Source organism: Streptomyces sp. NPDC059743 (assembly GCF_042732975.1).
GTDB lineage: Bacteria > Actinomycetota > Actinomycetes > Streptomycetales > Streptomycetaceae > Streptomyces.
Map to the genome: position 1 here is coordinate 558,083 of NZ_JBHWGS010000002.1, position 20,815 is coordinate 578,897.

Here is a 20,815-nt window from a genome sequence, read left to right on the forward strand (position 1 = left end):
GGTTGCTGGGGTAGACGGGCGAACACCGCGCTTGGTTGTGCTGTGCGTTGCTGTGAATTGCTGTGAATCGCAGGTATCGCTGATCCTGAACGGCCTGGTGACGGTGTGTGTTACAGGAACGTTCAGTGGTGATGACGACGCGGTGCGCGGGCGACCGAGCCGCGGTTGTGGTGGCTCAGCGTGTGCTCAAGTGCGCTCACAGTGCGCGATGCGTCACACGCTCGCTCTCGACGCGCTTTTCGAGCCCGTCGGCCGGCAGTTGGCCGAGATGTCGGCACAGGACGGCGGATCCGCCCGCCGCGAGCGGCGCGAACAGTCCGGCGGACAGCCCTTCCCAACTGTCGTACGAGAGGCCCGACAGCAGCCGGGATCCCGCGGTGAGTCCGCGCTCGTCGGCGTCCTTCCGCGCCCGCGCGACGAGTTGGGCCGAGGTCAGCTCCGTACCGTCGACGGCGAGCGCGGGCGCGTCCGGGTCCACCGGTGCGTACGGCGCGAAGCGGTCGCCCTGGCCGGGCACCTCCACCGCGTAGTCGATGAAGCCCTCCGGAGGCCGCGGAAACCGGCCGCCCAGCGGGCGCAGTGCCAGCGCCACCCGCTCGCCGCCGCACGCGCGCGCCGCGTCGAGCGTCTCGGGATCGGGACCGCTGACGACGAGATCGGCCGCGGCCGGATCGCCGCCGATGTCGACGGTCACACCGACCGAGGAACAGGCGAGCAACCACACCGCGCTCTGCCAGTGCGCGGGCAGCAGCAGCGCGAGCCGGTCGCCGGGCGCCGCGCCGAGATCGCCCTGGAGCAGGTTCGCGGTCTTGGACACCCAATTGGCGAAGGTGGCCACGGACAATTCGACACGTTCACCGGTGGCGTCGTCGTAGAAGGTGACCAAAGGGCGGGCGGGATCCGTGGCGAGAGCGGATCGCAGCAGGTCGGCGGCGGTGCGATGGCTGGCGTTCACTCGGGAAAGAGTACGCGGCGGGGCCGGGCGGCCACCGCCGTACCGGTGAAGGCGTCCACCGGTTGGACCGGCACACCGTCAGTTTTCCGGCGGGCGGGTCCGGCGGGCCGCGCCCAGGATCGGCACATGCGTGCCTACCTTGCGTCTTCGATCGGAGCGGTGTGCACCGCCGCGCTGGTCCTTCCACTGTCACAGCCGACAAGCGCGCTCGCCGCGCCACGGATCACCGCTCCACGGGACGCCGAAGCGGCACCCGGCTCCACCCGGTCGTCCACCCAGTCGCTCCCGCTGACCGCCCTCGCCTCGGACCGCGCGTCGGGTGCCGCTCCGGAACAGGATGCGGCACAAGGGCTGGTCCGCCGCGCGGTCCGGCCCTTCTCACTGCTCGGTGTCGTCTGGGACGACGCCGACGCCGAACTCCACGGCACGGTCCAGGTCCGTACCCGCGCCAGGGCGACACACGGCTGGTCCGGCTGGCAGGACCTGGAGACACACAACCAGGAACACGGCGCCGATCCCGGTACGACGGAACGCGACGCGGCCACCGTGCGCGGCTCCACCGCACCGCTCTGGGTCGGCGACTCGGACGGTGTGGAGATCCACGTACGGGCGGCGGAGGAGCCGGGTACGGAGGAACACGGCCCGGGTACGGAGGAACACGGCGGCGAGGGACCGGGCATGGAGGGACCGGGCATGGAGGGAGCGGGTACGGGGGGAGCGGCCCGCGAACTGCTGCCGCACGGGCTGCGCCTGGAACTGGTCGACCCGGGGAAGGATCCGGCGGATCTCGCCGGGCCCGGCGCCACCGAGATTCCCGCCCTGTCCAAGGCGGAGACCGAAGCGGGCCTCGCCGGCGCGGGCCGCACGGGCCGCGCAGGAGCCGGTCGCACCGGTCCGGAGCGAGCCCGGTCCGCGAAGCCGTACATCGGACCGCGCCCGCGCATCGTCACCCGCCGGGGCTGGGGAGCGGACGAGTCGCTGCGCGAGAGGCGGTTCGGCTACAGCAAGAGGCTCACGGCGGCCTTCGTCCATCACAGCGCCACGGGAAACAACTACGACTGCCGGCAGTCGGCCTCCGTCCTGCGCGGTATCTACCGCTACCACGTCAAGAGCAGCGGATGGCGTGACATCGGCTACAACTTCGCCGTCGACAAATGCGGAAACATCTACGAAGGGCGCGCGGGAGGCGTGGCGAAGCCCGTCAAGGGCGCCCATACGCTCGGTTTCAACGCGAACACGATGGGCATCGCGGTGCTCGGAACGTACGGCGGTACGAATCCGTCGGCAGCCGCCACGACCGCCGTCGCCAGGCTCACCGCGTGGAAGCTCGGTCTGCATCGCGTCGATCCGCGCGGAAAGGTCACGCTGATCTCCAGTGGAAGCGGCAAGTACAAGAAGGGAACCAAGGTCGGCCTCCGTGCCATCTCAGGGCACCGGGACGGATTCAACACCGACTGCCCAGGAAGCAGGCTCTACGGAAAGCTCGGCACCACACGGACCACGGCGGCGAGCTACCAGGGCCGTTGAACGACGAACACTGGTCGGTTCCGGGTGCGGACACAGGTATCCATGAACGTGCACGGCGTACATCACGACGTCACGACGTACGTACGGCATGACGTACACACGGCATACGGAAACGCCGGCCCGAGCGGGAAGCGGAGACGACACGGTGACAGAAGCGATCCTCCTGGTCGGCGGCAAGGGCACCCGGCTCCGGCCGCTCACGGTGCGCACACCCAAGCCGATGGTGCCCGCGGCGGGCGTCCCGTTCCTGGCGCACCAACTGGCCCGCGCGCGGGCGGCGGGCGTCGAGCACATAGTTCTGGCGACGTCGTATCTGGCCGAGGTCTTCGAGCCGTACTTCGGTGACGGCTCGGCGTTCGGTCTGGAGCTGGAGTATGTGACCGAGCGCGAGCCGCTCGGTACGGGCGGAGCCATCAGGAACGTCGCCTCCCGGCTGCGCTCCGGGCCCGACGAGCCCGTACTGATCTTCAACGGCGACATCCTGACCGGCCTGGACATCCGCGCGCTGGTCGGCCTCCACGCGCGGACGGGCGCCGACATCTCGCTCCATCTCACCCGTGTCGAGGATCCGAGAGCCTACGGTCTGGTGCCGACGGACGAGAACGGGCGGGTGACGGCGTTCCTGGAGAAGCCGCAGACGCCGGAGGAGATCGTCACGGATCAGATCAACGCGGGCGCGTATGTGTTCCGGCGCTCGGTGATCGACTCCATACCGGAAGGGCGCCCGGTCTCGGTGGAGCGGGAGACATTCCCTGATCTGCTGGCCGCCGGCGCGCATCTCCAGGGCATGGCCGACCGTACGTACTGGCTGGACCTGGGCACTCCTCAGGCCTTCGTCCGCGGCTCCGCCGATCTGGTGCTGGGCCGCGTTCCGTCCCCGGCGCTTCCCGGCCGCTGCGGTGAACGGCTGATCCTCCCGACGGCCTCCGTGGCTCCCGACGCCAAACTCACCGCGGGTACGGTGATCGGCGCCGGCGCGGTGATCGGCGCGGGCGCCCGTCTCGCCGCCACCGCGGTCCTGCCCGACGCGGTCGTCGAACCGGGCGCTCTGATCACCCACTCCCTCATCGGCGCGAACGCCCGCGTGGGCGCGCGCTCGGTCCTCTCGGGCGCGGTGATCGGTGACGGCGCGGTGGTCGGAGCCGACAACGAGCTACGGGACGGTGTCCGCGTCTGGTGCGACACGACGCTCCCGCCGGCGACGGTGAGATTCTCGTCGGACCAGTAGTCCCACGCGGAGACCGGCTTGTTCCTGGTCCAGGAGGGATACGGGAGGGATACGGGAGGGATACGAGAGGGGCAGGGCGGGGCAGCAGCGGGCGCCCCGTACTCTCGTGAGTGACTCCGACCCCGAGGACCTCACCCGTGGCAGGCCGCTTCGTTCCACGCCCGGCGCATGCCTCAGCCGCCCGGCGCCCGACCGTCCCGCGTCCCGCCGCGCCCGTTCCCGCCGCGCCCGTGGACGGGATCCGCCGCCGGTGGACGCCGTCGGGCCCGTACGACCTCGGGCTCGTCCTCGGACCTCTCCGCCGCGGTCCCGCCGATCCGACCTTCCGTGCCGCGCCGGACGGCTCGTATCTGCGGGCCAGCCGTACGCCCGCGGGTCCCGGCATGCTCCGGACCGTGGCGTGCGGAGGTGCCGTGGAGGCGGAGGCCTGGGGCCCGGGGGCCGAGTGGATGCTGGAGCAGCTTCCCGAACTGCTCGGCGCGTCGGACGAGCCGGACGCCTTCGTCCCGCGCCACCGTCTCCTCGCCGAGACCCGGCGCCGCCGTCCCGGTCTGCGTCTGTGCCGCACCGGACTCGTGATGGAGTCGCTGATCCCGTCGGTCCTGGAACAGAAGGTCACCACTGTCGAGGCCTACCGCGCCTGGCGCAGGCTGGTACGGACATACGGAGAGCCCGCGCCCGGCCCGGCGCTCCCGTCCGGCGAGCGGCTGTACGTCGTGCCCGACGCGCGGACCTGGGCGCTGATTCCCTCCTGGGAGTGGCACAAGGCGGGCGTCGATGCCAAGCGCTCCACCACGATCCTGCGCGCCGTCCGCGTCGCCCGCCGTATGGAGGAGGCCGCGGCCATGGAGCCGGAACCGGCCGCCGCCCGGCTGCGGCTGATCCCGGGCATCGGTCCCTGGACGGCTGCGGAGACCGTCCAGCGCTCCAACGGCGCGCCCGACGCCGTCACCGTCGGCGATCTCCACCTCCCGGGCATCATCGGTCACGCCCTCGCCGGAGACCGGGACGCCGACGACGCCACGATGCTGGAACTCCTCGCGCCCTACGCCGGCCAACGCCACCGCGCCACCCGCCTGATCCTGCTCTCCGGCCGCACCCCGGCTCGTCGGGCCCCCCGTATGCCGGTCGGAAACATCGCCCGGCTGTGAAGCGGATACGCCGTGCTGAGGGACGAGCCCTCAGCGCACCTCGATGAAATCCTCCGGATCACGGGCCGGCCGGTCCTTCGGCGAGGTCGACGCGTGGCCGACCGCCACCGCGCCCATCGGGTCCCAGTGGGCCGGGAGGGCCAGTACGTCGCGTACGACGTCGCGGCAGAACATCGTGGAGGAGACCCAGGCGGAGCCGAGGCGTTCGGCGGCGAGGGCGATCAGGAGGTTCTGTACACCCGCGCCCATGGCGACCGTGAACATCTCTCGTTCCGCGGTGTCGCGGCGCGGGTCGCCGTAGGTGTGGGAGCCGTCCATGACCAGACACGGCACCACCAGGTAGGGCGCCTTGCGCAGGACCTCGCCGCGGTGGACGCGCTTGACGATCGACTCCTCTGTCTTGCCGTCGGCGCGCAGGTCCGCGATCCAGGCGTCGCGCATCGCGTCGAGGAGGCGCAGCCGGGACTCCGGCGACTCCAGCAGGACAAAGCGCCAGGGCGTCGTGTGGTGCGGAGCGGGCGCCGTGAGCGCCGCCGCGACCGCGCGGCGGACCGCGCCCGGGTCGACCGGCTCGTCGGTGAAGTCGCGGACCGTGCGGCGCTGGGTGACCGCTTCCCGTACCGCCTCGGACGTACCGAGCCGGAACATGTCGTCCGCCGCGACCCGCACCATCGCCCGCGCGCCCGCCTCGGCGCCGTCCGCGTCCGAGTCGTCGCCCGTACCCGTACCCGCGCCGACGACGAGATGCGCCAGACCGCTCACCACCGCCACCGGCAGGCCCTCGGCCTTGCCCTTCACCAGGTCACCGGCGGCGGCCAGTTCATCGGCGACGGCGACGACCGTCGCGTACAGCGGATTGCCGTACGCGTCCGTCCCGCCGCGCAGATCGTCCAGGACCCGCACTCCGGCGGCGCCGATCGCGACATCGGTGAGGCCGTTGCGCCAGGGCCGCCCGAAGGTGTCCGTGACGATCACACCGATGTCCACGCCGAGCGCGTCCCGCAGTCCGTCCCGGATCGCCCGCGCCGAGGCGTCCGGGTCCTCCGGCAGCAACAGCACCGTCCCGGGCGCGGTGTTGGAGGCGTCCACGCCGGCCGCCGCCATCACCAGACCTTGCCGGTTCTCGACGATACGGAGAGTCCCCCGCCGCGCGACGACCCGTACGGTCTCCGCGTCGATCGCCGCCTCGCGGTCCGTCGCCTCGACGATCCTGCCCTCGGCCTTGGAGACGATCTTGGAGGTGACCAGCAGGATGTCACCATCGGCCGGCGCCGGCTCGATGGCCGCGATCAGCTTCGCGAGATCGTCGCCGGGACGGACCTCCGGCAGCCCGGCCACCGCGCGGACGCGGTACGACGGGACCTGCGCCGGCGTCAGATGCGGCGCCGGGGCCTGAGCCGGGGCCAAGTCCGGGGCCAAGTCCGGCGCCGAGTCGTCCGGCGCCGAGTCCGGCCCCGGCTCAGGAGTCAGCGGTGCTGTCATGCCCGTACCTCCTCGGCCATCGTCAGCGCCTCACGCGCCATCGCCGCCGCCGCGTCCACATCCGTCATCAGCAGCGGCACTGCCCGGCTGCGGATGCCCGCGCCCTCGATCTCGGCCACCGCACCCGCATCCACCGTATCGACGAGCCAGCCGTCGAGCAGCCCCGAGCCGTAGTGCAGCGCGACCGCCGAGGCCGTCGCCTCGACGCCGATCGCGGCGAGCACCTTGTCGGCCATCCCGCGCACGGGCGCGTCGCCCACGATGGGCGAGAGGCCCACGACCGGTACGCCCGCCTCGGCGATGGCCTCGCGGATACCGGGGACGGCCAGGATCGTGCCGATGCTGACCACCGGGTTGGACGGCGGGAAGAGAATGACATCGGCGGCGGCGATGGCCTCCAGCACGCCGGGCGCCGGCTTGGCCTGGTCGGCGCCGACCGGTACGACCGCCTGGGCCGGCACGGACGCCCGCATCCGCACCCAGTACTCCTGGAAGTGCACGGCCTTGCGCTCGCCGTCCACATCGACGGCGACATGCGTCTCGATACGGTCGTCCGACATCGGCAGCAGCCGTACGCCCGGCTTCCAGCGGGCGCACAGCGCCTCGGTGACCGCGCTCAGCGGATAGCCCGCGCCGAGCATCTGCGTACGGACGATATGGGTGGCGAAGTCGCGGTCGCCGAGGCCGAACCACTCGGGTCCGACTCCGTACGCCGCCAGCTCCGCCTTGACGTGGAATGTCTCGTCCGTACGCCCCCAGCCCTGCTCCTCATTGATGCCACCGCCGAGGGTGTACATCACCGTGTCGAGATCGGGGCAGACCTTCAGCCCGAACAGATGGATGTCATCACCGGTGTTGCCGATCACTGTGACGTCCGCGTCGGGCGCGGCCTGCTTGAGGCCACGCAGGAAACGGGCGCCGCCGATACCGCCGGCCAGAACCACAATGCGCATAGGAACAGTCTGTCAGCCGCAGGCTGATCCATGAGGGGTGGTGGTCGGGCGACGGGTGGGCCTCTCAGCCGCAGGATGATCGTTGAGGCGCGGTGGCTGAGGGCCGGTACGGGCGGGCGTCTCAGGCGCGTACGACATCCTCCGCCGCCGGTGCGCACTGCGCCGCGTGCATCGGCATCTCGGTCAGACCCGGGTAGTAGATGTGCAGACTCACGGCCGGTTCGATCGCGTCGTTGACCACTTCATGGACATAGCCGGGCGCGAAGACGCGCTGCGCGCCCGGGACCAGCGTGCGGCTCCCGCTTCCCGAACGCTCCGTCAGTTCACCGGCGAGCACGGTCAGTAAGCCCGAGGACCGGCCGTGGTCGTGCCGGCCGGTGCCCTGGCCCGGCACCCAGGAGAGCAGCCACACCTCATAGCCGGGACCGGTACGCAGCCGGTGGTACCAGCGGCTCGTGGCGTCGTACCGGACGAGCGGCGCCCACTGCGCCCGGTCGGCGGCGAGCGTACGGGCGAGACCCGCGAACTCGGCCACGGTGACCGGGTGCTGACGGGTCGGCTGGAGAAGATGCAGGACCTCAAGAAGGTCGCCGGCGATCTGGAGATCGCTGTCGCTGTTCATGGGTGCGGTGGTTCCTCGGAGATAAGAACGCGCAGGGTGTCGCGGGGCATGCACGACGGACACCGCGAACGCGGAGGGAAGAGACAAAAGTGATCGGAGCGATCAGAACGATCGACCGGAGTCCGGAGCGGCCGTCAACCGGAGCGCCCGTCAACCGGAGCCCGAAGCGGCCGTCAACAGCTCGAAGGACAACAGCAACAGCGAACCTGAACAGCGCTGCGGAATCCACGGACGTGGGTCGCGGGGTGCGCGGGGCTCACTGGCATGACACCAAAGGTGGCGAATCCGGTAGCCACTGTCAACTCGATGACCGATTTGGCGGTAATGTTTCACCTCATCCGGTTACTCCGACCGCAGAGAGGTTTGTCCACCTCCACTCGCGGAGACATCGGGCAGCGACCGTGCTCGTAAACACCGTCGCGCCCTTGTGATCAGACTGTGATCCGGATCGCTTCCGTAGCTGGATCGGCACCAAGTCCGGAGTCCGTGGCGTCTCTCCCGGAGAGAGGCGGCGTCTCTCTTGGTGAGAGGCGGCGTCTCTCTTGGTGAGGCGTCTCTTGTGGCGGGAAAGGTGGATGCGGGTAGGCCAGTGGCATGTGTCAGGTTTTTGGTGATTTGAACACTTTCCGCATAGCCTTGGTTCCGCAGAGTGAATACCGGGCTCAATAGCAGATCTCGGCTTGACCGGCCCAGAGCACACACTTGTAATTTCACTCGTGTCGTTCGGCCGAAATCGACAGCGGCCAGATCACGGGGACGCGAAGACAGACGAGGGGCGCACATGACCGAGCTGTTCCAGCAACTGCTGGTCGAGGACGCGGACGAGGAACTCGGCTGGCAGGAGCGCGCCTTGTGCGCCCAGACCGACCCCGAGTCCTTCTTCCCCGAGAAGGGCGGTTCCACGCGTGAGGCCAAGAAGGTCTGCCTCGCCTGTGAGGTCCGTTCGGAATGCCTTGAGTATGCCCTCGCCAATGACGAGAGATTCGGTATCTGGGGCGGCTTGTCCGAGCGTGAGCGACGGCGACTGAAGAAGGCCGCGATCTGACCGCTTTTCGCCAGGTAACCCGCCAGGTAGCTCTCCGGATAACGATCGGGCTCGATCGGGCTCGCTCATTCATTCGACAGAGCCGTCCGGCCGCCCTGTTCCCCGTGTCCTGGCCCGATCACCGTCGCGCCCGATCGTCACAACCTCGTACCGATCGAACGGTCCGCGGTCTGCGCCTTCCCCCGCAGGCGGCGGACCGTCCTGTTGCCAGCCGTTAGTGTGGGGCCCCGTCCGAGACGCTCCAGCGCCCCTTCGGGGCGATCCCACGGCCGGAGGGCCCGTTACCTCAATGTCCCCCACCACCGCCGCGTTCGTTCCCGCCACCGTCCCCGAGTTCCCGCGGCACGTCGTGACCGCAGTGCTCGTCTCACACGACGGTGCGCGCTGGCTGCCCGACGCCCTCGCCGGGCTACTGGGCCAGGAGCGACCCGTACAGAACGTCATGGCAGCCGACACCGGCAGCGCCGACGACTCCGCCCGGCTGCTCACCGAGGCACTCGGCGCCGACCGCGTCCTGCATCTCGCGCGCCGCTCCGGATTCGGTACGGCCGTCGACGAGGCGGTCGGCACCGCCGGCGTGCTCACGCCCGACGATCTGCCCTATCTGAAGCGGCCCAGCGGCTGGGACCCGGTCAGCCGGAGCTGGCGCGACGACACGTACGACATGCCGGAGCTGCCGCACGGCGAACCGGTGCAGTGGCTGTGGCTCCTCCACGACGACTGCGCGCCCGAGCCCGACGCCCTGGCCGAACTGCTGCGCGTCGCCGACTCCGACGAGTACGCCGCCGTCATCGGTCCCAAGCTGCGCGGCTGGTACGACCGCAAGCAGCTCCTCGAAGTCGGCGTCTCCATCGCCAACAGCGGGCGCCGCTGGACCGGGCTCGACCGGCGCGAACAGGATCAGGGCCAGCACGACCAGGTCCGTACCGTCCTCTCCGTCTCCAGCGCCGGCATGCTCATCCGCCGCGATGTGTGGGAGGAGCTCGGCGGCTTCGACCGGCGGCTGCCGCTCATGCGCGACGACGTCGACCTGTGCTGGCGCGCGCACGCCGCGGGCCACCGGGTGCTCGTCGCGCCCGACGCCGTCCTGCGGCACGCGGAGGCCGCCGCGCGTGAGCGCCGTACGGTCGACTGCGCGGGTCGCTCCGTCGTCAATCCGCACCGTGTCGACAAGGCCGGTGCCGTCTACACCATGCTCGTCAACGCGCGCAGTGCCGTCCTTCCGTACGTACTGCTCCGTCTTGTCGTCGGCACCCTGCTGCGCACGCTCGCCTATCTGGTGGGCAAGGCGCCCGGACAGGCCGTCGATGAGGTCATGGGCCTCTTCGGCACTCTGCTGCGGCCGGGACGGATCATCGGCGGCCGACGCCACCGCGGCAAGGGCGTCGTGGAGGCGGCGGAGCTGCGTCCGCTCTTCCCGCCGCCCGGCGCGACCGTCCGGGCCACCGTCGAACAGATCGCCGTGAGCCTCGGCTCCGGCAACGAGGCCGACGCGGGCGGCTCACGGCACGGCGTTGTCGAGTCCGGGCCCGGCGACGACGACGCGGACTTCCTGGAGATCGAACAGTTCGCCCGGCTGAAGAAGCTCGTGCACAAGCCCGGGCCCGTGCTCTTCGCGCTGCTGCTCGTCGTCTCGCTCGTCGCCTGCCGCGGACTGCTCGGTGGCGGCGCGCTGGCGGGCGGCGCACTGCTGCCCGCGCCCGGAGATGTCTCCGACCTCTGGTCCCGGTACGCGGACGGCTGGCATCCGGTCGGTACGGGCAACACCGAGACCGCACCGCCCTATCTCGCCGTACTTGCCGCGCTGTCCGCGCTCTTCCTCGGCTCCACCGGCTTCGCGCTGACGCTGCTGCTCGTCTGCTCCGTACCGCTCGCCGGAGTCACCGCCTACTTCGCCTCACGGCCGCTGGTCGAGTCCCGGCTGCTGCGCGCCTGGGCGAGCGTCGCGTACGCCTTCCTGCCCGCCGCGACCGGCGCGCTGGCGACCGGACGGCTCGGCACGGCCGTCCTCGCCATCCTGCTGCCGCTGATCGCCCGCGCAGCCGTCGCGGCGTACGGGCTGCGCGCGGGCGCGTACGCCGACGGCACCCGTGGAAGCTGGCGCGCCACCTGGGCGTACGCCTTCCTGCTGACCTTCGCGATGGCGTTCACTCCCGTCGTCTGGCCGCTGGCACTGGTGCTCGGCCTCGCTGTCCTGGTGCTGCGCCGCGACGACATCGCCGCGTACGGAACGCGCGTCCTGGCCGGGCTCGGTACGCCCGTCCTGCTGCTCGCACCCTGGTCGCTGTCGGTGGTGACCTCGCCCTCCGCGTTCTTCCGCGAGGCGGGCCTGGAGTTCGGTACGGGATCGGCCTCCGCGTTCGATCTGCTCGGCATGAGCCCGGGCGGCCCCAAGGCCGTCGGCGGTGTCCTGCTGATCGGTGTGGTGCTGGCCGCGCTGGCCGCCCTGCTCCGTGGCGAGCGGCAGTTCGCCATCCGTACCGCCTGGGCCGTGGCGCTGCTCGCGCTGGTCTTCGCGGTGCTCGCCAACAACTCCGGCTGGGCGGGCCCGGCCACCCTGGTCTACGGCATCGCGCTGATCGCGGCGGCCGTGCTCGGCGCCGACGGCGCCCGGGAGCGGGTCGCCGCGGAGAACTTCGGCTGGCGCCAGCCCGTCGCCGTACTCATCGCCGCCGCCGCGGGCCTCGCTCCGGTGCTGGCCGCGTTCGGCTGGATGATCGGCGGCGCGGCGGGCCCGCTGGAGCGCCGCGATCCGGTGCAGGTCCCGGCCTTCGTCGCGGAGGAGAGCATCACCCGCGACCAGCCGCGCACCCTGGTGCTCGGCGGTACGACACCGGCGGAGGTCTCGTACTCCCTGGTCCGTGGCTCCGGCGGGCGGCTCGGTGACGCCGAGCTGACCGAGTCGGGCGGCAGCGATCCAGGGCTGGACAAGGTCGTCGCGAATCTGGTCGCGGGCTCCGGCGCCGACCAGACCGACCAGCTCAGCGGGTTCGCGATCCGCTATGTGCTGGTACGGGACGGCGCGCCGCGCCAGATGAGCCGGGTGCTCGATGCCACTCCGGGGCTGACGCGGCTGAGCCAGCTCGACGGCAGCGCGCTGTGGCGGGTGGACCGGCAGATCTCCCGGGCCGTCATCGTGGACGGGAAGGGTGCGGGAGAGCCGCTGGCCGTCGCCGCCGCTCCGGTCGAGGCGCATACGGAGATCCCGGCGGGCGCGGCGGGACGGGTGCTGCGGATCGCGGACCGGGCCGCCGAGGGCTGGCAGGCCACGCTTGACGGCAAGGTCCTCACGAAGAAGACCGTCGACGGCTGGGCCCAGGGATTCGAACTGCCCGCCGAGGGCGGCCGGCTGGATCTCACCTACGAGGACCCGATCACCCACACGGCGTGGATCTGGGCGCAGGTCGCGCTCGCCGTCGTCCTGCTGGTGCTCGCACTGCCGGGACGCCGCCGCGAGATCGACGACGATCTGCCCGAGGAGGATGTGGAGGTCCCGGCGCAGCCGGTGGAGGGCGAGGGACGCCGGGCCAGAAGGCTGCGGGCGGCGGCGGAGGCGGGGTCCGCGGAATCTGCGGAGACGGTCGGGAGCGAAGAGACCGGGGCGCCGATGCCCGTCGGGGCCCCGGAGGAGCCGCAGCCGCAGTACGGCGCGGTGCCTCAGCAGCAGGCATACGACTGGGATGCGGGTGCCGGTGCCCAGACGTACGCAGGTGCGGACTACGCCCAGGATCCTTACGGGAACGCGCAGTACGGCGAAGGCCAGTACGCCGACGGGCAGTACCAGCAGCAGCCGTATCAGCAGTATCCCGCGGGCCAGTACCAGGAAGGCCAGTACCCGGCCGGCTCGTACGACCAGGGCCAGTATCCGGCGGAAGGCTCGTACGACCAGAGCCCGTACCAGGAGGGCCAGTACCAGGACGGCCAGATGCCCGGCCAGGCTCAGGGGCAGGTCCCGGGGCAGGTGCCTGGGCAGGCGCCAGGACAGGTGCCGCAGCAGTACGACCCGTCCCAGTACGACCCGTACGGCTACGGACAGCAGCCCTACGCCGACGGTCAGCCCTATACCGACGGCCATGAGAACGACCGGCGTCCGCGCCCCGACGGGAGCAGCAACCAGTGAACCGTACGACTCTCTCCCTCATCGCGGTCGCCACCGCCCTCGCCGCCGTCACCGGCTTCGCCACGCTGACCGCGCCTGACTCCACGGGCGCGGCGGTGGCACAGGCTCCCGCGCGGCTGCCGGTGGAGCGCACCAGCCAGCTCTGCCCGGCGCCGAGCATGTCGGACATCGCGGAGACGACGTACACCTCCTTCACTCCCGCCGGCACGTCCGGCGCCGGAACGTCCGGATCGGCCGAACTGACTGAGTCCATCGTCACTCTGGCCGGCACGGCCGGGAACACGAAGGACACCCAGAAGGACAAAAAGGACGACGGAAGCGACGGAAAGAAGACGGACTCCGCGCAGAACAAGCAGAACAAGGCGTTTCTCGCGCTGAAGGAGCCCGGCAAGCCCGTCTCCGCCGAGGCGAGCGGCGCCGAGGCGCCCGCCCTCGTCGGCAGCGCCGACGGCCGCTTCGCTCCCGGCTGGACCACCCAGCAGACCACCACCGTCAGCGTCGGCGGTGCGCGCGGACTGCTCGGTATGACCTGCGCGGGCCCGGACACCGACTTCTGGTTCCCGGGGGCGAGCACCGAGGCGTCCCGCCAGGACTATGTCCATCTCACCAATCCGGACGACTCCGCGGCCGTCGCCGACATCGAGGTGTACGGGAAGGACGGTGTCCTCAAGTCGGAGGTGGGAGAGGGCATTCCGGTCCCGGGCAGGTCGAGCGTGCCGGTGCTGCTCTCCACGCTGACCAGCGAGACCGCTCCCGACGCGACCGTGCATGTCACCAGCCGTACCGGCCGGGTCGGTGCCGTGGTGCGCGTCGCCGACGAGAAGGCGGGCAGCGACTGGCTGGCCGCCTCGGGTGATCCGGCGAGCCGAGTGGTCCTGCCCGGTATCCCGGCGGACGCGACGGATGTACGGCTGGTGGCCTTCGCGCCGGGCGAGGACGACGCCGATCTGAAGGTGCAGCTCGCGGGCGCCGACGGCACGATCACGCCCGCGGGCACCGAGACACTGCACGTCAAGTCCAGGATGACCGCGTCCGTCGACCTCGCGGACGTCACCAAGGGCGAGGCGGGATCGCTGGTGCTCAGCCCGGTCCAGAGCGGTCGCGCGACTCCGGTGGTCGCGGCGCTGCGTGTCGTCCGCGGCAAGGGCGCCGACCAGGAGATCGCGTTCATCCCGGCGACCGCGCCGATCGCCTCACGGGGGACCGTGGCCGACAACCACGCGAAGGGCTCCATGCTCTCGCTGACCGCGCCGGGCGCGGCGGCGAAGGTCAAGGTCACGTCCTCGGCCGGGACCGGCGGCGGCGAACCGGTCGTGAAGACGTACACGGTCAAGGCCGGTACGACTCTGGCCTTCGCGCCGTCCGCGCCGAACGGGCTGAAGGGCTCGTACGCGGTGACGGTCGAGCCGGAGGCGGGCGGCGGTCCGGTCTACGCGGCGCGCACGCTCGCGCTGCCGTCGGACGGCGTCCCGATGTTCACGGTGCAGACGCTGCCGGACGACCGGGGGATGGTGTCCGTACCGAAGGCCAGGGAGGACCTGTCGATCCTCGGCGACTGAGGATGACGGGCGGCGGGCGGCGGGGCGGCGTGGGCTGAGGGCTTTCCGTATCCCGGATTCCGGGCCCTGGCGCTGGACGCCGGGCCCGGCGTCCGGTCACTCCTGTCCGTACCGCGGATCGACGGACTCGGGCGCCAGGCCCAGCAGTTCCGCGACCTGCTCGACCACGACCTCATGCACCAGCAGCGCCCGTTCGTCCCGGTTCTTGGTACGGATCTCCACCGGCCGCCGGTAGACGAGGATGCGCGCGGGATGCTCCTTGGCCGCCGGGACCGAGCTGCCGAGCGGTACGGTCTCGTCCTGCGTGGTGGGCACGTCCATGACCAGGAACTCGACCTCGGCGAGCTGGGGCCAGCGCCGTTCGAGTCGGTCCACGGAGTCCCGCACAAGATCGCGGAACGACTCCGAGCGGCTGGTGGCGAGCGGCACCTGGGGCGGTGCGACGGGCCCGCGCATTCCGCGGCCGTGGCGGTCGCGCCGGCGCGGCCGTGGCTCGGTCGGGCGGGGCGGTACAGGACTCTCCATCACTGACGCAGGGTAGCCCTCCCGGGCCGCCGCCGAACGCGCCGTCGCCACCCTCGTACCGCATGTCGCATATTGAGCATTCAGGCCAAGATTGGGCTCGATCCCAGTAGGCTTCGCGATCATCGATCTCGCCTTCCTTGACAGGTTTTGCCCCAAGTGGTGACTGTGTGACGGGCTGTCGCTGTCCCGTCACGCGTCTTCCCATGCAGGTCAGGGCAGTTGCTTCCAGCCAACTTGTGGCCGAAGTCACGGTGCGACACGGTGGAGTGACCTGGTGGAGAGTCGTCGCGGCCCGCTCAAGAGTGCGGTACCGTCCAACGTCGTGAGCCCTGTACGTCGCTGTTCGCGCACCGCGTGCGGCCGCCCTGCTGTCGCGACACTGACGTACGTCTATGCCGACTCGACCGCGGTCCTCGGCCCGCTCGCCACCTACGCCGAGCCTCACTGCTACGACCTGTGTGCGGAACACAGCGAGCGGCTGACCGCTCCGCGCGGCTGGGAGGTCGTCCGTCTGACGGACGGTTCGGCTCCCGCGCGCCCGAGCGGCGACGATCTGGAAGCGCTCGCCAACGCCGTACGGGAAGCGGCCCGCCCGCAGGAGCGCGCCGCCGAGGGCGGCGGCAAGCCGCCGCGCGGCGCGGATCCGATGGAGGTCGGCCGCCGGGGCCATCTGCGGGTACTGCGCTCACCGGACTCCTGAGCCGTCACCGGCCGTCTCCTTCGCCCGAGCCCTCGCTCGTATCCCGGCCCAGCCCTGATTTCGCACGGATCCTGCGCGGTCCATTGACCTCCACTTGTCGCGGACACGACCATTCCTGCACCCGTGTTCGTGAGAGATCAGTTTCCGTATCGCGGAATCCGGAGGACTGTCGTGTTCGTACAGCAACTCGAACCTGTCGCCGACTCGCTCGCACTCTCCGCACTCGTCGCCGCACTGCCGCTGGCCACCGTACTGATCCTGCTCGGTGTCATCCGGATGAAAGCGCATCTCGCCGGGCTGATCGGTCTCGCCGTCGCCGTCGTGGTCGGCTGGCTCACCTTCGGTATGCCGCTCGGCCAGACCTTCTCGGCCGGCGCCGCGGGCGTGCTCTTCGGGCTGTTCCCGATCATGTGGATCGTCGTCAACGCGCTCTGGGTGTACCGGCTGACGGTCCGTACCCACCACTTCGACATCCTCCGGCGCTCCTTCGGACGGCTCTCCGACGATCCACGTATCCAGGCGCTCGTCATCGCCTTCTGCTTCGGCGCGCTGCTCGAAGCGCTCGCCGGTTTCGGGGCGCCGGTCGCCATCTGTTCGGTGATGCTGGTCGCGCTCGGCTTCGATCCGGTCAAGGCCGCCGTCGTCTCGCTCGTCGCCAACACCGCGCCCGTGGCCTTCGGCGCGATGGGTACGCCGGTGGTGACGCTCGCCCAGGTCACCGGGCTGCCGCTGGACACGGTCGCCTCGGTCGTCGGCAGGCAGACACCGCTGCTCGCACTCGTCGTACCGCTGGTGCTGATAGGGCTTGTCGACGGGCGGCGCGGGCTGCGCGAGACCTGGGTGCCCGCGCTGGCCTGTGGAGTGGCCTTCGCCGTGGCCCAGTTCGCCGCCTCGAACTATGTCTCCGCCCAGCTCGCCGACATCGGCGCGGCGCTGGCGGGCGCGGCGGCCCTGGTGGCGGTCCCTTCGGCGCGCAGGCCGGCGGCGGAGCCGGTGCGGGCGGCGGTGCTCACGGGCGTACGGAGCGAGGACCTGGACCAGGCGGACCCGCACCCCGAGGTGCTGCGCGCCTACGCGCCGTACGGTCTGATCGTGGTGATCTTCTCGGTCGCCCAGATCCCGCCGGTCAAGGACCTGCTGGCGAAGGCGACACAGGTCTTCGACTGGCCCTTCCTGGATGTCGCCGACTCGGTGGGCGAGCCGGTCGGCGCCAATGTCTTCTCGCTGCCGCTCGTCGCCACGGGCGGCACACTCGTCCTGCTCGCGGGACTGTTCACGGCTGCCGTACTCGGCGTACGGGCCGGTGACGCGGCGCGGGAGTGGGCGGGCACGGTGTACGAGCTGCGGTACGCGATCCTCACCGTCACCTCGGTGCTGGCCCTCGCGTATGTCATGAATCTCTCCGGGCAGGCGGCCACCATCGGCCACTTCGTCGCGGCGGCGGGCGCGGGACTGGCGTTCCTCTCACCGATCCTGGGCTGGTTCGGTGTCGCGGTCTCGGGCTCGGACACCTCGGCCAACGCGCTCTTCGGCGCGCTCCAGGTGACGGCGGCGAACGAGTCGGGCCTGTCGCCGGAGCTGCTGGCCGCGGCGAACAGCTCCGGGGGAGTGCTGGGGAAGATGATCTCGCCGCAGAATCTGACGATCGCGTGCGCGGCGGTGGGACTGGCGGGGAAGGAGGGAGACCTGCTGCGCAAGGTGCTGCCGTGGAGTGTGGGTCTTCTGCTGGTGATGTGTCTGATCGTGATGGGGCAGAGCACGGCGGTGCTGGGATGGATGCTTCCGTGACGGCTGACGGCTGACGGCTGTGCTGACCGTTGGCGGCTGACGGCTCTGGGCCGGCCTTGATGGCCGGCCTCTGGATCCATCGGTACGGCGGGTCCGGTACGGGTAGTTTGTCGTGAGCGCAGTGGCAGCAACATCTGGAGGGGTCGCAGTGGCCGATTTGTCGCAGCTCGTGAAGGCGTACGACGTGCGCGGGGTGTACCCGGAGCAACTGGACGACCGGCTCGCGGAGCTTTTCGGCGCGGCCTTCGTCCAGGTCACCGGCGCCGGCGCGATCGTCGTCGGCCATGACATGCGGCCCTCCTCGCCCGGACTGGCGGCGAGCTTCGCGCGGGGTGCCGTCTCGCGCGGAGCGGACGCGACGATCATCGGGCTGTGCTCCACCGACCAGCTCTACTACGCGTCGGGGAAGCTGGATCTGCCGGGCGCGATGTTCACGGCGTCGCACAACCCGGCCCGGTACAACGGCATCAAGATGTGCCGGGCGGGCGCGGCGCCGGTGGGCCAGGACACGGGCCTGGCGGAGATCCGTACGCTGGTCGAGGGCTGGCTCGAAACGGGCGCTCCGCCCTCGGTGACCGGGGTGACCGGGGTGACCGCGCCGGGCACCACCGCCCGGCGGGACACGCTGACCGATTACGCGGCGCATCTGCTGTCCCTGGTCGACCTCTCCGCGATCCGCCCGCTGAAGGTCGTCGTGGACGCGGGCAACGGCATGGGCGGGCACACGGTCCCGACGGTCTTCGAGGGCCTGCCGCTCGATGTGGTGCCGATGTACTTCGAGCTGGACGGTACGTTCCCGAACCACGAGGCCAACCCGCTGGACCCGAAGAACATCGTGGACCTCCAGGCCCGGGTGCTGGCGGAGGGCGCGGACCTGGGCCTGGCCTTCGACGGCGACGCCGACCGCTGCTTCGTCGTGGACGAGCGCGGCGAGGGCGTCTCGCCGTCGGCGATCACGGCGCTGGTGGCGGCCCGCGAGCTGGCCAAACATCCGGGCGGCACGGTGATCCACAACCTGATCACGTCCTGGTCGGTCCCGGAGGTCGTCAGGGAACAGGGCGGCGTTCCCGTACGCACCCGGGTCGGCCACTCCTTCATCAAGCAGCGGATGGCCGAGACCGGCGCGATCTTCGGCGGCGAGCACTCCGCGCACTACTACTTCCGCGACTTCTGGAACGCCGACACGGGCATGCTCGCCGCGCTCCATGTCCTGGCGGCCCTCGGCGGCCAGGACGGACCGCTGTCCGAACTGGTCTCCTCGTACGACCGCTACGCCGGCTCCGGCGAGATCAACTCCACGGTCACCGACCAGACGGCCCGCACGGAGGCGGTACGCGAGGCCTTCGCGGGCCGCGAGGGCGTGACCTTCGACGAACTCGACGGGCTGACGGTGACGGGTACGGAGTGGTGGTTCAACCTCCGCCCTTCCAACACGGAACCGCTCCTGCGCCTGAACGTGGAAGCGCGCGACGAGACGACGATGACCAAGATCCGGGACGAGGCCCTGGCTTTGATCCGCGCCTGAGCCCTCGCAGGCGGGCCCGGCGCGGGACCAGGATCTGGACCATGACCAGGACCTGGAGTGGGCGGGGAGCGGGCGGGATCGGGACCGTACCCCGGAAGGAGCCTCACCCCGGGGCCCGGCGGTAGGCTGACGTGGCCCGATCCACCTGTTCTGTTCGAAGGGACATCACCCTCATGCCGCTCGAAGCCGGCCTCCTGGAGATCCTCGCCTGCCCGGCCTGTCACGCGCCGCTCAGCGACAGCACGGCAGCCGACACCCCCGAGCTGATCTGCACCGGCGCGGACTGTGGCCTGGCCTATCCGGTACGGGACGACATCCCGGTCCTCCTCGTCGACGAGGCACGTCGTCCCGCCTGACCCGACTGAGAAGACCACCGCCCGAGGACACCCGCGCCTGAGAACACCCGAGCGCCGCATCCACAGTCGCACCCACAGCGCCACAACCAAGCGCCGCCACGGCGTCCCGCGCCGGGCGATCGGAGGCCCCATCCCATGCTCGACGAGTCGCTGCTCGACGCTCCCGACGCACTGGCCGACGCCGACCGCCGCGGTCTGCTCCGTGGCGCGGCCGAGGCCGGAGCCCGGGTGCGTACCGCTCTACGGCACACCGCCGAGGCCGGTATCGCCGCGCTCACTCCGGAGGGCCGCCCGCGCGCCGTGCTGGTCGCGGGCTCCGGCGCCGCCGCCACCGGCGCCGCCGATCTCATCGCCGCCCTGGCAGGCGGCAGCGCGCCCGTCACCCGGCTCCGCCCTACCGGCGTCGCGCCCGCCGCAGGCGCGCTGCGCTGGACGCTCCCGGGCTGGGCCGGCCCGGTGGACCTGCTTCTGATCGCCACGACCGAGGGCAGCGAACCCGGCCTCGCGCTCCTCGCCGAACAGGCGTACCGCCGTGGCTGTACGGTCGTCGCCGTCGCCCCGCGGCAGTCGCCGCTGACGGAGGCGGTCGACGGTTCGCGAGGCCTCTTCCTTCCGATGGCGACCGCGCCGAACGAGTGGCTGGCGGAACAGTCCTCTCAGGTCGCCGGACCGGGCGCGCTCTGGGCCCTGCTCATCCCGCTGCTCTCGCTCCTGGACCGCGCCGGCCTGGTGACCGCGCCGGCCGAGACACTGCAACTCGTCGCCGACCGGCTGGACCGTACCGCCGAGCGCTGCGGCCCTGCCATCGCGACGTACAGCAACCCGGCCAAGACGCTCGCCGCCGAGCTGGCCGACAGCCTCCCGCTGATCTGGACGGAGGGTACGGCCGCGGCCCCGGCCGGCCGCCGGTTCGCCGACGTACTGGCCGAGCTGACCGGCCGTCCCGCCCTCGCCGCCCAGCTTCCCGAGGCCCTGCCGGCCCATGGCGCGCTGCTCGCGGGCGACTTCGCGGGCGGCGCCGATCCGGACGACTTCTTCCGCGACCGGGTCGAGGAGCGTCAGCCCTTGCGCGCCCGTATCGTCCTGCTCCGCGACCGGCCGGTCGGCGGACTCACCGCGGCGCCCGCGGCCCGCGAACTCGCGCTGGGCCATGACACGGCCATCAGCGAACTGGAGCCGGAGGAAGGCAGCGAACTCGAAGCCCTCGCCGAGCTGATCGCCGTCACCGACTTCGCCACGGTCTATCTGGCCCTCGCCGGCGGCGCCCAGGCATGACCCG

At 71.3% G+C, this 20,815-nt stretch carries 16 protein-coding genes; 11 read left to right on the plus strand and 5 right to left on the minus strand.

Annotated features, from left to right (window positions below; genetic code table 11):
* Window positions 1-196: 196 nt before the first annotated feature.
* Entirely contained in the window at window positions 197-955 is a 759-nt protein-coding gene (locus ACFV6H_RS05660) for a TIGR03089 family protein (protein ID WP_385538884.1), read from the minus strand.
* 126 nt (window positions 956-1,081) lie between these two features.
* Between ACFV6H_RS05660 and ACFV6H_RS05665 the strand changes: the two genes are divergently transcribed.
* The 3 genes from ACFV6H_RS05665 to ACFV6H_RS05675 all read left to right on the plus strand — a co-directional run bounded on the left by ACFV6H_RS05665 (window position 1,082) and on the right by ACFV6H_RS05675 (window position 4,861).
* Window positions 1,082-2,482, plus strand: coding sequence for a peptidoglycan recognition protein (locus ACFV6H_RS05665; protein ID WP_385538886.1), 1,401 nt, complete (start codon window positions 1,082-1,084; stop codon window positions 2,480-2,482).
* Between the two features lie 145 nt (window positions 2,483-2,627).
* On the plus strand, window positions 2,628-3,710 hold the full coding sequence (locus ACFV6H_RS05670; RefSeq protein ID WP_385538888.1) for a sugar phosphate nucleotidyltransferase: 1,083 nt from the start codon (window positions 2,628-2,630) through the stop codon (window positions 3,708-3,710).
* 137 nt (window positions 3,711-3,847) lie between these two features.
* On the plus strand, window positions 3,848-4,861 hold the full coding sequence (locus ACFV6H_RS05675; protein ID WP_385538890.1) for a DNA-3-methyladenine glycosylase family protein: 1,014 nt from the start codon (window positions 3,848-3,850) through the stop codon (window positions 4,859-4,861).
* Between the two features lie 30 nt (window positions 4,862-4,891).
* Here ACFV6H_RS05675 and ACFV6H_RS05680 read toward each other — a convergent pair whose 3' ends face one another.
* The 3 genes from ACFV6H_RS05680 to ACFV6H_RS05690 form a co-directional block, all read right to left on the minus strand.
* A complete protein-coding gene (locus tag ACFV6H_RS05680; RefSeq protein WP_385538892.1) occupies window positions 4,892-6,343 on the minus strand; it encodes a coenzyme F420-0:L-glutamate ligase in 1,452 nt (483 codons plus the stop codon).
* The gene (gene cofD, locus ACFV6H_RS05685; protein WP_384785564.1) at window positions 6,340-7,296 is read right to left on the minus strand and encodes a 2-phospho-L-lactate transferase; all 957 of its coding nucleotides are present in this window, start codon (window positions 7,294-7,296) and stop codon (window positions 6,340-6,342) included. The genes ACFV6H_RS05680 and cofD overlap by 4 nt, the downstream gene beginning before the upstream one ends.
* 121 nt (window positions 7,297-7,417) lie before the next feature.
* Window positions 7,418-7,918: a cysteine dioxygenase gene (locus ACFV6H_RS05690; RefSeq protein ID WP_385538894.1), complete on the minus strand. Its 501-nt coding sequence runs from the start codon at window positions 7,916-7,918 to the stop codon at window positions 7,418-7,420.
* 781 nt (window positions 7,919-8,699) lie between these two features.
* On the opposite strand from ACFV6H_RS05690, the gene ACFV6H_RS05695 reads away from it, so the two are divergent.
* The 3 genes from ACFV6H_RS05695 (at window position 8,700) to ACFV6H_RS05705 (ending at window position 14,642) form a co-directional block, all read left to right on the plus strand.
* The gene (locus ACFV6H_RS05695) at window positions 8,700-8,963 is read left to right on the plus strand and encodes a WhiB family transcriptional regulator (RefSeq protein ID WP_014046372.1); all 264 of its coding nucleotides are present in this window, start codon (window positions 8,700-8,702) and stop codon (window positions 8,961-8,963) included.
* A gap of 289 nt (window positions 8,964-9,252) precedes the next feature.
* A complete protein-coding gene (locus tag ACFV6H_RS05700; RefSeq protein WP_385538896.1) occupies window positions 9,253-13,083 on the plus strand; it encodes a glycosyltransferase in 3,831 nt (1,276 codons plus the stop codon).
* Window positions 13,080-14,642, plus strand: a complete 1,563-nt coding sequence (locus tag ACFV6H_RS05705) for a DUF5719 family protein (RefSeq protein ID WP_385538898.1) — start codon at window positions 13,080-13,082, stop codon at window positions 14,640-14,642. The genes ACFV6H_RS05700 and ACFV6H_RS05705 overlap by 4 nt, the downstream gene beginning before the upstream one ends.
* Window positions 14,643-14,738: 96 nt before the next feature.
* On the opposite strand, the gene ACFV6H_RS05710 is transcribed toward ACFV6H_RS05705, so the two are convergent.
* On the minus strand, window positions 14,739-15,167 hold the full coding sequence (locus ACFV6H_RS05710) for a metallopeptidase family protein (RefSeq protein WP_093603771.1): 429 nt from the start codon (window positions 15,165-15,167) through the stop codon (window positions 14,739-14,741).
* 274 nt (window positions 15,168-15,441) lie between these two features.
* Between ACFV6H_RS05710 and ACFV6H_RS05715 the strand changes: the two genes are divergently transcribed.
* The 5 genes from ACFV6H_RS05715 to ACFV6H_RS05735 all read left to right on the plus strand — a co-directional run bounded on the left by ACFV6H_RS05715 (window position 15,442) and on the right by ACFV6H_RS05735 (window position 20,811).
* Entirely contained in the window at window positions 15,442-15,867 is a 426-nt protein-coding gene (locus ACFV6H_RS05715) for a DUF3499 domain-containing protein (protein WP_093603769.1), read from the plus strand.
* 171 nt (window positions 15,868-16,038) lie between these two features.
* Window positions 16,039-17,655, plus strand: a complete 1,617-nt coding sequence (locus tag ACFV6H_RS05720) for an L-lactate permease (RefSeq protein WP_385538900.1) — start codon at window positions 16,039-16,041, stop codon at window positions 17,653-17,655.
* 148 nt (window positions 17,656-17,803) lie between these two features.
* On the plus strand, window positions 17,804-19,180 hold the full coding sequence (locus ACFV6H_RS05725; RefSeq protein WP_385538902.1) for a phosphomannomutase/phosphoglucomutase: 1,377 nt from the start codon (window positions 17,804-17,806) through the stop codon (window positions 19,178-19,180).
* A gap of 173 nt (window positions 19,181-19,353) precedes the next feature.
* The gene (locus ACFV6H_RS05730; RefSeq protein WP_093595165.1) at window positions 19,354-19,536 is read left to right on the plus strand and encodes a Trm112 family protein; all 183 of its coding nucleotides are present in this window, start codon (window positions 19,354-19,356) and stop codon (window positions 19,534-19,536) included.
* Between the two features lie 135 nt (window positions 19,537-19,671).
* On the plus strand, window positions 19,672-20,811 hold the full coding sequence (locus ACFV6H_RS05735) for an SIS domain-containing protein (RefSeq protein WP_385538905.1): 1,140 nt from the start codon (window positions 19,672-19,674) through the stop codon (window positions 20,809-20,811).
* Window positions 20,812-20,815: the final 4 nt, after the last annotated feature.

Coding starts and splice junctions, on each gene's coding strand:
- ACFV6H_RS05680 (WP_385538892.1), bottom strand. CDS start 6,343: ATGACAGCACCGCTGACTCCTGAGCCGGGGCCGGACTCGGCGCCGGAC.
- ACFV6H_RS05700 (WP_385538896.1), top strand. CDS start 9,253: ATGTCCCCCACCACCGCCGCGTTCGTTCCCGCCACCGTCCCCGAGTTC.
- ACFV6H_RS05690 (WP_385538894.1), bottom strand. CDS start 7,918: ATGAACAGCGACAGCGATCTCCAGATCGCCGGCGACCTTCTTGAGGTC.
- ACFV6H_RS05735 (WP_385538905.1), top strand. CDS start 19,672: ATGCTCGACGAGTCGCTGCTCGACGCTCCCGACGCACTGGCCGACGCC.
- ACFV6H_RS05730 (WP_093595165.1), top strand. CDS start 19,354: ATGCCGCTCGAAGCCGGCCTCCTGGAGATCCTCGCCTGCCCGGCCTGT.
- ACFV6H_RS05665 (WP_385538886.1), top strand. CDS start 1,082: ATGCGTGCCTACCTTGCGTCTTCGATCGGAGCGGTGTGCACCGCCGCG.
- cofD (WP_384785564.1), bottom strand. CDS start 7,296: ATGCGCATTGTGGTTCTGGCCGGCGGTATCGGCGGCGCCCGTTTCCTG.
- ACFV6H_RS05710 (WP_093603771.1), bottom strand. CDS start 15,167: ATGGAGAGTCCTGTACCGCCCCGCCCGACCGAGCCACGGCCGCGCCGG.
- ACFV6H_RS05695 (WP_014046372.1), top strand. CDS start 8,700: ATGACCGAGCTGTTCCAGCAACTGCTGGTCGAGGACGCGGACGAGGAA.